General features: G+C 37.3%; 10 protein-coding genes and 1 tRNA gene. 3 read left to right on the top strand and 8 right to left on the bottom strand.

The features are described 5' to 3' along the window. Positions 1 to 182: 182 nt before the first annotated feature. Positions 183 to 1,073: a bile acid:sodium symporter family protein gene (locus I6U49_RS02175; protein ID WP_198627413.1), complete on the bottom strand. Its 891-nt coding sequence runs from the start codon at positions 1,071 to 1,073 to the stop codon at positions 183 to 185. Positions 1,074 to 1,328: 255 nt separating this feature from the next. Between I6U49_RS02175 and galK the strand changes: the two genes are divergently transcribed. Beyond that, entirely contained in the window at positions 1,329 to 2,489 is a 1,161-nt protein-coding gene (gene galK, locus I6U49_RS02170) for a galactokinase (RefSeq protein WP_198627412.1), read from the top strand. Between the two features lie 10 nt (positions 2,490 to 2,499). Continuing rightward, entirely contained in the window at positions 2,500 to 3,540 is a 1,041-nt protein-coding gene (locus I6U49_RS02165; protein WP_198627411.1) for a UDP-glucose--hexose-1-phosphate uridylyltransferase, read from the top strand. A 304-nt stretch (positions 3,541 to 3,844) separates the two neighbouring features. Here I6U49_RS02165 and I6U49_RS02160 read toward each other — a convergent pair. The 6 genes from I6U49_RS02160 to I6U49_RS02135 form a co-directional block, all read right to left on the bottom strand. Beyond that, positions 3,845 to 3,917 (bottom strand) — tRNA-Met (locus I6U49_RS02160). Between the two features lie 151 nt (positions 3,918 to 4,068). After that, positions 4,069 to 4,251, bottom strand: coding sequence for a CPXCG motif-containing cysteine-rich protein (locus tag I6U49_RS02155; protein ID WP_193710258.1), 183 nt, complete (start codon positions 4,249 to 4,251; stop codon positions 4,069 to 4,071). A 3-nt stretch (positions 4,252 to 4,254) separates the two neighbouring features. Continuing rightward, complete coding sequence (locus I6U49_RS02150; protein WP_198627410.1) at positions 4,255 to 5,589, bottom strand: TolC family protein; 1,335 nt, start codon at positions 5,587 to 5,589, stop codon at positions 4,255 to 4,257. Beyond that, positions 5,573 to 8,779, bottom strand: coding sequence for an efflux RND transporter permease subunit (locus tag I6U49_RS02145; protein WP_198627409.1), 3,207 nt, complete (start codon positions 8,777 to 8,779; stop codon positions 5,573 to 5,575). The genes I6U49_RS02150 and I6U49_RS02145 overlap by 17 nt, the downstream gene beginning before the upstream one ends. Beyond that, on the bottom strand, positions 8,776 to 9,918 hold the full coding sequence (locus tag I6U49_RS02140; protein WP_198627408.1) for an efflux RND transporter periplasmic adaptor subunit: 1,143 nt from the start codon (positions 9,916 to 9,918) through the stop codon (positions 8,776 to 8,778). Before I6U49_RS02140 ends, I6U49_RS02145 begins: the two co-directional genes overlap by 4 nt. Before the next feature lie 60 nt (positions 9,919 to 9,978). After that, positions 9,979 to 11,898, bottom strand: a complete 1,920-nt coding sequence (locus I6U49_RS02135) for an ABC-F family ATP-binding cassette domain-containing protein (protein ID WP_198627407.1) — start codon at positions 11,896 to 11,898, stop codon at positions 9,979 to 9,981. Positions 11,899 to 12,005: 107 nt separating this feature from the next. On the opposite strand from I6U49_RS02135, the gene I6U49_RS02130 reads away from it, so the two are divergent. Then, the gene (locus I6U49_RS02130) at positions 12,006 to 12,392 is read left to right on the top strand and encodes a DUF983 domain-containing protein (protein WP_198627406.1); all 387 of its coding nucleotides are present in this window, start codon (positions 12,006 to 12,008) and stop codon (positions 12,390 to 12,392) included. Here I6U49_RS02130 and I6U49_RS02125 read toward each other — a convergent pair. After that, positions 12,389 to 13,444, bottom strand: a complete 1,056-nt coding sequence (locus tag I6U49_RS02125; RefSeq protein WP_198627405.1) for an NAD(P)/FAD-dependent oxidoreductase — start codon at positions 13,442 to 13,444, stop codon at positions 12,389 to 12,391. The genes I6U49_RS02130 and I6U49_RS02125 overlap by 4 nt on opposite strands. Between the last annotated feature and the right edge of the window lie 173 nt (positions 13,445 to 13,617).

The raw sequence follows: 13,617 nt of genomic DNA, 5'->3' as shown, positions 1-13,617 counted from the left end.
AGCATTTTGCATCCCATTTACGGAAATCCGTAAAAACCTACGTAACAAATGGCCTAAATTCGTGACACATAGAAGCAAATAGATCTGTATTTGCACTTGTTTAATTTGGCGATTAAATAATACCGGTTGCAACGGAGATTAAACTGAGTAGGGTCTGTTTAATTTTTACGTAGCCGGTATTTTTATTTAATCACCTCCCTTTTCTTTTTTCCGAAATAGTTTTTTAAAAGCCATCCACCCAAGAAAGTTGTAATTAAAGAAAAGCTACTGTAGAGAATCGGTACCAGGCTAATATTACTGTCCCTCAACACCTGGTTGGCAATAAATAGTGCAAGCACACTATTCTGTAGCCCCATTTCTATAGCTATTGTATAGGCCGAGCTATGTTTCAGTTTAAACCACACACTAACCAGATAACCGATAATTATCGTTGTAAAATTTAAAATTATGAGCGGAATAAGAAGATTTAGATGCTTTAAATATTCAACATTCTGTTGCGATTCATCAAAAAAGATCACTACCAGAAAAGCCAGCAACATAATACCAGGTAAGATATATTGTAGAGCCTTATGAAGTTTACCACCAAACTTATGCCCAAAGAATTCATTTAAAAGTATCCCTAAAATTACGGGCAAAATCACAGTGAATAAAATATCACTCATCGTATCTCCAAAGCTCAAGCTAAAGGAAAGCGCATCATTTTCAAAAATCAAAAAACTCAACTGAACCACCAAAGGAACCGTGAATAGAATAATAAAGCTATTAAACGCTGTTAAAGACACAGATAACGCCACCCTTCCCTTAAGTACTTTGGTCACTAAATTTGAAGCTGTTCCCCCGGGACAGGCGGCGAGCAACATTATTCCAATTTTATACACAGGCTCTATTGGCCAAAAATAAATTAAAAGAAATGCGATAACAGGCAACAAAAGAATTTGAATAGCCAGCCCGGTAATTATGGCTCGTGGATAAGCAAAAACCCTCCTAAAATTCTTAAAATTCAACTCCAGGCCTATCCCAAACATAATAAGGCCCATAGCCAGCGGCATAAAAATATTGGCGATTTGTTGCATATTTCTTTTAAAACGAATTCAAGATAATATTTTTTTAGCTCGAAAGGACTTTCCCACATATTTACTCTTACAAACCAAGAGAAAGAGTTAATACTATTTTAAAAATTTTAGTTGCAAACTCTTTGATTCTTTGATACGCAAGAATCTTTATTTAAGCTTTCGAAAGAACAAAAAAATTGAAAGATTTTAAAACAAAACAATTAATGTAAAAAATACGTTTATTATCTTTGAAACTCTCTTAAAACAAACTGCAATTTGAAACCAACAGATCCAAACAAGAACATCCCGGAAGAATTTAAAGCTTTTAAAGCTGAAGTAAAGGTGGCTTCCCCAGGAAGAATTAATTTAATTGGTGAACATACCGATTACAATCAGGGGTTTGTAATGCCTGCGGCTATAGACAAAAAAATTTATTTCCAATTTAGAAAAAACAACTACAATCTAGCACGCATTTACAGTGAAACCTTTGATGCTTATACAGAATTTAAGCTTCAGGAAATCACAAAAAGCAGCAACTCCTGGGAGAACTATTTACTGGGCGTTATAGATGAAATCCAGAAATTAAACAAGCAGCTAGAGGGTTTCGATTGTATTATGAGAAGTGAATTACCCATAGGAGCCGGAATTAGTTCTTCGGCGGCGTTAGAATGCGGTTTTGCGGGAGGTTTAAATTCCTTATTCAATTTAGAACTAACCCCTATGGATATCGTTAAACTTTCGCAACGAGCAGAAAATAACTTTGTGGGAAGTAATTGCGGAATTATGGACCAATTTGCTTCAGTAATGAGCAAAAAAGATCATTTTATAAAACTTGATTGCGAGACATTAGAACCCAAATTTATACCGGCTAAAATTGAAAATTGCAAACTACTACTCGTAAACACCAATGTTTCGCATAACCTGGCCGACAGTGAATATAATACACGCAGAAAGGAATGTGAAGATGTCGTAGCCATGATTCAGCAAAAATATACAGAGGTACAATCACTAAGGCAGGTTTCTTTTGAAATCTTAGAAGAATTTAGAGATCAAATTGACGCCACAAGCTTTAAACGTTGCCAATATGTATTAGAGGAAAACGAACGTGTGCGCCAAACAGAAAAAGCATTACAAGACGCTAACCTAAAATCAGTTGGCCAATTAATGTATGCCTCCCACAGAGGTTTACAACATCAATACGAAGTAAGCTGCCCTGAACTGGATTTTCTGGTCGATTTTTCTGAAGATAAAGACTTTATTTACGGCTCCCGAATGATGGGTGGAGGTTTTGGCGGATGCACAATTAACTTGATTGAAGCAGATAAGATTAAGGCTTATATTGAAGAGGTAGAAAAAGTATATAAGGCAAAGTTTAATATTACGCCAACAGCAATAACAGTAGTTCCAGATGCCGGAACTCAAATTACTAAAGTTTAAAAGAAGCAAGATGAGCACCGAAATAAACAAACATCCACACAGACGTTATAATATTTTAACCGGAGAATGGATTTTAGTTTCACCACATCGCACCAAAAGACCCTGGCAGGGAAAAACTGAAAAAAACAATAATGAGAAACGGGAAACCTATGATCCCAAGTGTTATCTATGCCCCGGAAACTCAAGAGCAGGTGGAGAAACAAATCATAACTACACGGGAACTTACGCCTTTGAAAATGATTTTCCTGCCCTATTAACCGAAGCTCCCATAAAAGACTTTGATAACGGACTTTTAAAAGCCGAGGCCGAAACAGGAATATGTAAAGTGGTTTGTTTTTCTCCAGATCACTCCCTAACCCTACCTTTAATGGAAATAGATGATATTACCGAAGTCGTAAAACTTTGGAAAAAGGAGTACCAGGAACTGGGCAGTAAAGACGCTATAAACTATGTTCAGATTTTTGAAAACAAGGGAGCCATGATGGGGTGTAGTAACCCACATCCACACGGGCAAATTTGGTCACAAAAATCTATTCCAACAGAAATCTTAAAAAAATCCAGGCATTTTAAAAATTATTGGGACGAAAATAAAAGCAGTTTACTAGGCGATTATTTAAAACAAGAGTTAGAATTAAATGAGCGTATTCTAACTAAAAACGAGCATTTTGTTGCCCTGATTCCTTATTGGGCAGTTTGGCCATACGAAGCCATGATTATTCCCAGAAAGCATTATCAGCATATTGGGCAGCTAAATAAAGAAGAAGAAAAAGCTTTTGCCGAAATTATTAAGATACTCACTACAAAATACGACAATCTTTTTGAGACCTCTTTTCCGTATTCTTCGGGAATTCATCAAATTCCTACCAACGGAGAAGATTATCCTGAATGGCATTTTCACATGAGTTTTTATCCACCGCTTCTAAGATCGGCTACAGTTAAAAAATTTATGGTAGGCTACGAAATGTTTGCAGGCCCACAGCGCGATATTACCGCAGAACAGGCAGCACAGAATTTAAACGCACTTTCTGAAACACATTACCTTAAAAAATAATCGAAACTAAAACTTTCCTTTAAAAAGCCCTTTCATTATTTGGAAGGGCTTTATTATTTATCGAAACTGGACCAACATTGAATCAGGTTTTAAAGCAAGCGGGGGTTTCCTATCCCACGCCTTCTTACTTATTAAAAAGAAAGCTTCTTTTGATACAAATTGGAAAAATTGTTTTCAAAACCCAAGAAAATGTTCTTGATCCAAAATGGTCTTGATCCCTTGATCCGTTATTCTGTACCTTATTCTGTACCCATTGCAATAAAAAAAGGCTTCACATTTCTGTGAAGCCTTTTTTTATTGCTAGTAGCGGGAACTGGACTCGAACCAGTGACCTTCGGGTTATGAGCCCGACGAGCTACCTACTGCTCTATCCCGCGATATCGACTGCAAATATAAGACGTTTTTTAAGTTTCAGCAAAGCTTTTTCAATAAAAATTAAAGAAAAAATCAGGAAAAATAATGCATACCTGAATATCAAACAACTAGCCTGGCCTTTTAATATAAAACAACTAAAAACTAAAGAAATAATTATTGCTCTATGCTATTGGCTTCAAAAGCCTGCAACTCATTTTCATGAAATGAAACCACAAACTCAATAGGATTACAGCAATTCTCACAGTCTTCAATATAAATTTGTTGTCTCACCGAAGGATCTAGCAAAACCGATATTTCTTCCCAGCAATATGGGCATTGAAAAAAGTGCTCAAACATATATTACAATTCAACATTCAACAATTGACCGGTAAGCTGTAACAAGCTTAACTCGGCAAGCTTGGCATCGTATTTTGCAAGGCTTAGACTTGTCCTGGCATCTAATAGGTTAACCTGGGCCTGCCTAAACTCAATAGAAGTAATTCTTCCAAGTTTAAATTGTTCCCGGGATCGTTCAAAATTATCTTCATTGGTCCTTACATTTTCTTTCTGGACCTTATAAATATATAATCGGTTTTCATAATTACCAAGGGCATTGGCAATGTCCCTTCTAATTCCCAGCGAAAGTTGCTTTTTTTGTAATTGCTGGTTTTCATGATTTATTTTAGCATTCTGTACGCGCAGGCTTGTAGCCCCCCCATCAAATAGATTCCAATTTAAGCTAACTCCACCCGAAATCCCGTCGGTAGTTTGCCTACTACCCGGAAAAAATGCCGTTGCTGCACTTCGGTTGTAATTCCAGCCATAAGAACCGCTTAGGTCTATGGTAGGCAGGTATCCCGATTTACTTATTTTAATATCATAGGCTGTAATTTCCAAACTTTTATCTAACTGTAGTAAAGACACATTATTAACTTCGGCATCTGCAACATAGCTATCCAGCTGTAATTTTGGGATAAAGCTTACCGTAGTATCCACACTAAAATCTTTATGTGTCATTTGGCGGTCTAATAATACGTTTAAATCTCTTTTTGTATTACTAAGCTGTTGCCGTGTTTGTAGAAGGTTTACACTATCGTTATTAACATCTACCCTGGCATTAAGGACCGCAAGATTGTTACTTTGTCCAAAATCAAATTGATACTGCGCCCTGGTTACTCGGTCTTTTGAAGTTTCCAAAACATCTTTTAAAACTGCTACATTTTCAGTAAGCCGTGCGATTTCATAATACACAGCTAATAATTGTAACATGGTATTTTCTATAGTTTCCCGGGCCTGTAATTTTGAAAGCTGATATTCCTCTTTTAAACTTTTATAATTATACAACCTGCCCAGGCCATCAAAAAGGGTATAATTTAAATTCACAGAGGCGTTATAAGAATTGTTTTCTATCCCATCTTGCTGTAACGGTTCTCCATCTTCAGGTTCGGTTAACCTATCGTTTAAATCGTATCCTGCTCCTGCCCTACCCGTGAGTGTGGGCAAATAACCTGAATTTAAAATTCCCTTATTATTTTCAGCAATTTCAACCTCATTTTCGGCAATTTTAATTCCATAATTAAATTCTAGCGCAAGCGAAATCGCCTTTTCTTTTGTAATAACTTCTTTCTCCTGAGCCAGGAGATTCCCTATAAAAAAAAATAGGATTGCAAAAGTTAGCTTAACTGACCTCTCCATGGGCTTTCTCTTCTTTTTGTTCTTTTATAGCTCTTTCTACTTCTTCATTGCTTACCTTATTTCCCGTGGCAAGCCATTTTCCGCCTACTTTAATATTATTGCTGATAGACAAAAGTAATGGCAGCAGGAGCAATGTTAAAACAGTAGCGATGGCAATTCCGTAAGAAATGGAGATTGCCATGGGTTTTAAAAACTGAGCCTGCCTGCTTTTCTCTAAAAGCAATGGCGCCATTCCTGCTATGGTGGTAAGTGAGGTAAGAAAAATAGCTCTAAACCTGGCACGACCGGCTTCATACAATGCATTCTCAAACTTCATCCCATTTCGCAAGTTCACGTTGAATTTACTAATAAGCACCAGGCCATCATTAACCATAATTCCAACTAAGGCAATAATTCCTAAAGCTGAAAGTACATTTACCGGAAAATTATGAATCCAATGTCCCCAGGCTACTCCAATAATGCTAAAAGGAATCATAATCATTAACAGTAATGGCTGACTGTAACTTCTAAAAGTAAAGGCGATTACTGCATAAATAAGAAATAACACTACCGGCAAAACTCCTTTTGCTGAACTAGTTAATTTATTCGCCTCCCTGTTTTGCCCTTCATAAGAAACCGAAAGGCTGGGGTATTTTGCCAAAAGTTCTGGCATCACATTGCTTCTAATATCTGCAAGTATTTCCGTTGAGCTTCCATTAGGATCTTCCATATCTGCACTCACCCTAATTTCCCTAAGTCCGTTTAAATGGCTTATAGATTCAGTACCACGAATAATCTTATAACTGGCTATTTCTTCAAATGGCACACGATCTCCTCCGGGGGTTGTTAAGCGCATATCGTCTAAATCGTTAATAGAGGAACGGTTTTTAAGGTCGTAACGCACCCAAACCCTTATCTCGTCCTGACCTCTTTGAAAACGCTGTACCGGAGTTCCAAAAAAACCGTTTCGTATCTGGCGCATAACTTCATTAAGATCTAATCCTAACGCATAGGCGCTTTCCTTAAGCTCAACATTAATTTCCTTTATTCCCTGCGGATCATTATCTGTAACATCTTTTAAGAGCGGGTTGTTCTCAAAATTCTCCTTCAACTCTTCTTTTGCAGCTTCCAATTCCTGGAGGTTGTTCCCCAATAACGACACCGAAACTGGTGAACCTCCAAAATTACCACCCGAACCAAAAGTAAGGTTTTCCACCCCATATACAGGCCCAACTTCATCCCTTATCGCATTGGTTATCTCGGGAGACCCAAAATCCCTTTCTTCACCTGGAAGTAAATTTACTTGCAAAGAAGCTTTATTATTCCCGGGACCAACTCGTTTTATAATATTCTCTACTACGTCCTTATCCCCACTTTGACGCTTACTAAAATCTTCATTAACCCGCCAGGCTGCTGCTTCAACCATAGAGATAATAGAATCTGTTTTTTCAGGATTAACACCCTCGGCCATTAGAAGGCTTATACTCACACGGTCACTGGCAATACTGGGAAACAAAGTAACCCTAATCCAGTTTCCGCCAATAGCTCCAATAGTAAGAATTAGGATCGCCACTAAAATTCCTAAAGCTAATATTTGTTGCCTGAGCACAAATTTTAATATTGGGCTATAAAATTTATCCCTTAGATAGCTCATAGCATTATCTCCTACGCGATTTACAACGCGCATCTTAATAAAGAGTTTTGCAAGCCCCTTTTTCTTTTTATCTTCTTCTGGTTTTCTTGCTTGTAAAGCTTTGGAATGAGCAATATGTGCAGGCAAAATTATAAGCGCCTCTACAAGGGAAACTATCAAAGTTAATATAACCACCGTAGACACTTCTCCGAAAAACTCCCCTATTCTACTATCTAGAAATAAAAAAGTAGAAAACGCCAAAACCGTAGTTAGAATAGCGGAAATAATGGGCGGAATAACCTCCATAGTTCCATCTAAGGCCGCCTGAATGGGAGATTTCCCCATCTCGTAATGCTGATAGATGTTTTCACCAATAACAATACCGTCATCTACCAGGATACCAATTACAATAATCATCCCGAATAAAGAGAGCACATTAATGGTTACGCCAAATTGCCCGGCAAAAATAAACATTCCCAGAAAGGCTATAGGCAGGCCAAAGGCTACCCAAAATGCCAGTCTTATATTTAAAAAGATAGATAAAAATAATAGAACAAGTAATATTCCTACCGCGCCATTCTCAAGTAATAATTGAGTTCTTTGACTTAAGGTGATAGACGAGTCTGAAACAACATCCAGTTTAATCTTACTGGCTTTTGCGTTATAGTCTTTTATATAGGCTTTTACCTTTTTTGCCGCAGATAAAAGATCTTCGTTATTTGTATTGCTTATAGCTACATTTACGGCGATATTCCCATTAAAATAAGAAGAATTGGAGGTTTCGCCAAACTGATCCCGAACTTCAGCTACATCACTTAAGCGTGTAGTTTGCCCGGTGACTGAAGACCTAATTACCAGATCGTTTAAAGCATCTGCATAGTAACTTCTGCTATTTGCCCTTATTAGATAATCTTCGGCTTCGGTTTTAATAGTTCCCCCGGTACTTAAAATATTTGAAGCTCCAACGGTTCTTGCAACTTCTTCAAAAGTTAAATTATAAGCCAAAAGATCGTCCTGGCTAACGGCTATTTCAATTTCTTCTTCTGGGAAGCCCGAAATTTCTATTTGCGAAACACCGTCTAGTTGTCGTAAATCATTCTCAATTTGCTCACTAATACGCTTTAATGTTACCAATGGCACATCTTTACCGCTTATGGCAAAACTAATAGAGGGTCTAACCCTTTCCTGTTTTGAAACCACAAGTGGCTCCATTCCCCCGGGAAAGCTAGGCACCCTATCTACCGCGTTCTTAACTTCGGTAAGCATAACATCTATATTCTCGTCTTGCTCAATCTCTACGGTAATAGAACCACCACTTTCGCGTGCTGTAGATGTTACCCTATCTATACCTACAAGGCCCTTTAGGTTATCTTCTATTTTTAGAATAATACCTTCCTCAATTTCCTCGGGTGCCGAACCGGGGTAGTTTACATTGATATTTATAATTCGGGAGTCCTCCAGCGGAAAGAAAGAAGAGTTTAAACTGGCCACTCCAACAATACCAAAAATTACAAATGCAAGGATGAGTATATTTACGGCTACCTCGTATTTTATAAAATAACTGATTAACTTTCTCAAAGTTCTGTAGCTTTAGCAGTGTCTATTTTCTCCTGAATTTGCACTTCCATTCCCGGGTATGCTCCAGGAACCGGAGCAGAAACCAAAGTCTCACCATCTTTCAGGCCTTTTACCACCACTTTATTACTCGAAAAATAAACCGGGTTAATTTCCTTTAAAACCAAAGCGCTATCCTGTACTAAATAAACTTTGGTACGATCTATTAACAATTCCCTGGGGATTTCTATGGCATTTTCTTCGTCCCGCGCGTCTAATTGTGCCTCCAGGTACATTCCTTCCCTAATCCCCGGCTCTTCAATTCTTATAAAAACCTGTATGGTTTGTGAGGCCCTATCTACCCTGGCGTTAATTCGACTTACCGTACCTTTAAAAGTTTGATTACCTTCAAGGTCCTGTAGTTTTACATCTTCCCCCGTTTTCAAAAGATCTGAAAACCTTTTTGCCACGGCTACTTCCAGTTCGTACACCGATGGGTCTATAAATTCCCCCAATTTTTGGCCAGGTCTTACCAAAGTACCGGGATTTACGGCAGCTTCGGTTAAGACACCATCAAATGGTGCTCTTATGGTAAACTTTCTAAGGCGTTCTTCCAGGTTTTTTATATTGTAATAAGCTGATTCGATTCCCCGACCGGTAACGAAGTACCGCTCTTTATCTGAATCTGGCTCTGGCAATGGTTTTATAGAGTTATTGACATCAAAATTAGTAAGATATTCCTGCCACTTTGGGAAAGATTCCGGGTAATCTAACCGAAGGTCTGGCATGATAGAAGTGATATTATTAAATAATTCACTTTTAGCTGAACGCACACTGGCAGCATATTCTTCTGAATTTATACTTAAAAGAACCTGCCCCCGACTATAAACCTGCCCCGGCCTAAAATCTTTACTGCTACGCTGAAATATGCCCTGTACTTCCGAAAAAAGCTCCAGTTTTTTAAGTGCTGTTACATTTCCATTAGCAGGAACCACAATAGGTACCTTACGGTTTTCTACAGTTTCTACGAATACATTTTTTATAACTTTAGTGCTTTCCGGCACTTTTTTCACATTACTGTCAATAATTGCTTTTGCCCCAAAAACTGCTAAAACAATAAGTAATACTCCAATAAAAGAAAGAATGATTTTGCGTTTATCCATGTTTGTAAGACCGCATTCTTTCCATTTGGTTTAATTTTAAAATTGAAATTTTACAAAAAACTATTCCAAATCATCAAGAAGCTCCTGAATTTCTTCCCATTCCTGCATTAAAGAGTTTAATTCTTTTTTCTTGCTTTTATACTTATCTAAATACCCGGGACGGGCCATAACCTCTTCGTAACTTGTAGCCAATTCCATATCCCGTGCTTCAAGATCCTTCTCCAGCTTCGTTATTTTAGACTCGGTGTTACTTAGTTTATTTTTCAGGGATTTTATCTTCTTTTGATCCTTGTAGGCCTTTTTGTTGTTAGTGGCGGCTACTTCTTTTTGCACTTTTGCAACCTTCTCCTTCTTCTCAACACTTCGCATATCTTCCAGCTTACGTTGGTCTAAAAAGAAATTAATATCTCCTAAATACTCCTTGATCTTAGAGTCTTTAAACTCATAAACCTTATTGGTTAAGCCCTGAAGGAAATCCCTATCGTGCGAAACAATTATTAAGGTTCCTTCAAACCTGTTTAAAGCTTCTTTTAAAACGTTTTTAGATTTTATATCCAGGTGATTGGTAGGCTCATCCATAATAAGCACATTAAAAGGCTGTAGCATAAGTTTACAAAGGGCCAATCTGTTTCTTTCACCACCAGAAAGCACTTTTACCTTTTTATCTACTTCATCTCCCCTAAAAAGGAAAGACCCCAACATATCCCGAACTTTGCTTCGGTTCTTTTCGTTGGCGGCATCAATCATAATATCATGTACGGTTTTTTCACCCTCCAGGTAATCTGCCTGGTTTTGAGCAAAATAACCTAACTGTACATTATGCCCTAGTTTAAGATGTCCTTCATAAGAAATTTCATTAATTATAATCTTGGCAAGGGTAGTTTTACCCTGCCCGTTTTGCCCAACAAAAGCTATTTTACTTCCACGTTCTATTAAAAGGTCAATACCGTTTAACACCTGATTATTGCCATAAGCTTTTGCTATATTTTCGGCTTCTATCACCACTTTTCCGGGTTGTATAGAAAGCGGGAAGCTTACATTCATCACCGCATTATCATCTTCATCTACTTCTATACGGTTTATCTTATCCAATTTTTTAATAAGCGATTGTGCCATGGAAGCTTTTGAAGCCTTAGCACGAAATTTCTCAATAAGTTTTTCGGTAGTTTCAATCTCCTTTTGTTGGTTCTTTTGTGCAGCCAATTGTTGTTCTCTTAACTCTTTTCTAAGAACCAGGTATTTTGAATAGGGTTTATTGAAATCGTAAATTTGGCCTAATGAAATTTCTATGGTCCTATTGGTTACATTATCCAGGAACATTTTATCGTGAGAGACAATAACCACACAACCAGAATAATTATTAAGAAAATTCTCTAACCAAATTATACTTTCAATATCCAGGTGGTTGGTAGGCTCATCCAGTAGCAAAATATCGTTATTTTGCAACAATAGCTTGGCCAGCTCAATACGCATTCGCCAACCTCCAGAAAAAGTCTCGGTTAATTTATCAAACTGTTCCCGCTGAAAACCGAGCCCCAGTAACACCTTTTCGGTATCACCTTCATAATTATAACCTCCAATAATTTCGTAGGTATGGGTTATCTCACTAAGATCCTGAATAAGTTGTGTATAAGAATCACTTTCATAATCGGTTCTTGTCGCTAATTGATGGTTAATATCATCTATTTGCTTTTCGAGTTTCTTTATTTCCTCAAAGGCTTGTTGAGTTTCCTGCAACACAGTTCGCCCTTGTTCAAAATCAATATCCTGCTTTAAGAAACCTATATTTAACTCTTTATCTCTTGCTATTTGGCCTTCGTCATATTCCTGCTCACCGGCAAGAATTTTAAGCATAGTAGATTTTCCGGCTCCGTTCTTTCCAATTAGTCCCACGCGATCTCCGGCACCAAGCCTAAAGGTTAACTCTTCAAAAAGGTATTCTCCGCCAAAAGAAACAGAGAGGTTATGAATATTAAGCATTTGTATATTTTATTTTTGCAAATATGCCTAAATTTACAATGTGAAAAAAATATGTTCACGCCCAATCTACACAGTCATAAATACATATAACTCCCTGAATACCAATTATGAAATTTTTAGAAGGAAGTAAACTTTACAGTATTTTTACCGGCACCTGTCCGGTTTGCCATGCAGAAAGCATGTACAAAGAAAGCAATCCCTATAAAATACACCGTGTTTTTGAAATGCACGAACATTGTTCTAACTGTGGTACTAAATATAAGATTGAGCCCTCTTTCTTTTTTGGAGCTATGTATGTAAGTTATGCGGTGGGAATTGCATTTGCAGTCGCGGCCTTTATAATTACTTATCTTTTTGTGGGTAGTGATTTAATAACCTCCTTTTGGGCAATTATAGGAACCCTGGTAGTTTTTATGCCTGTAATTATAAGATTATCCCGAAATATCTGGATTAATTTCTTTTTACACTACAAACCAAATGCTGGCAAAAATTAAGCAGGAAAATGCTTTTTATTAAATCGGTGTAAATCTATTTCGGCCGGAAGTGGAATTTGGTCTTCAATCAATTCAATTAATTGGGCTGAGATCATAGGAGAAACAAGGATTCCCCTGCTCCCAAAACCGTTACAACAATAAAGGTTTTGATGCTTTGGATGCCGTCCTACAATTGGCTTTCTATCATTACTGGCAGGCCTAATCCCCGCAGACTGATCCAATACCTCATATTTACAGCTAATGAGTTTTAAAAGCTTCTCTTCCAACTCATGCCTTGCTTCTTTGCTTGGCCGCGGATCTTTATCTTTACTATTATAGGTTGCGCCCACTTTATATAAATTATTGCCCAGGGGAATAATAAAAACCGAAGATTTCACCGCTTCCTGTAGCTGCAATTCTTCTGAATAAATTGTGAGATATTCACCTTTATTTCCGCGAAGCGGAAGGTAATTAAAGAATGGATTTTGCTGCATTCCAAAACCTTCACAAAAAATAATTTGTTTAGCTGAAATACCATTGTATTCCACTGAATCGGGTTTAATCTGAAGCTTATTGTATTCGAATCTTTCAAACTTAATTTTGCCTTCTTTATTTAAATAGTTCCGATATTCATTTAGTAAAACATCGGTATCCACAATTCCGGTTTGCCGTACCCTGCCAAATGAAAACTCAGAAGGAATACATGCATTAATTTTCTTAACTAAATTAGTGTCTAAAAATTCAGCAAGCAACGGTTTATCTGCTGCTGCAAACCAGTTATTTTGTTCTTCAGCCGAATAAAATTTCCTATAGATTTCTATGGGGTAAACAATTTTTGCCTGTAAATGCTCCTCCATTTCTTTATAAAAAGGAATTGCGGTTTTCATATGCTCATGGGCATTCCAGGCCAGTGTAAAGCGTTTTAGGATAACCGGATTAAACAATCCGCCGGCCACCAGGGAAGACCTTTGTGAACTGTCCTCAAAAACCACAAACTGCTTATTCCTTTTTTCCAGGTTACGACTTATAGCCACCCCACTTAAACCTAATCCAACTACTATATAATCTAACATATTTCAAAAATAAAAAATTAAAGCAAATTGTCTCCTTGCAGCATTCCCATCAAAAACAAGTCATAAAAATCAAAGGAGACATTTATTAAAATATAAATGTTTACTATTAAAAAATCCGCTCATTAAACCAATTTAAAATTCACTTTTAGGTAGGCATAAAAAAAGCGCTCCCG

The organism is Salegentibacter maritimus (genome assembly GCF_016236915.1).
Lineage (GTDB): Bacteria > Bacteroidota > Bacteroidia > Flavobacteriales > Flavobacteriaceae > Salegentibacter > Salegentibacter maritimus.
Note: the sequence above shows the minus strand (reverse complement) of the source record. Positions and strands in the feature narration are given on the sequence as shown.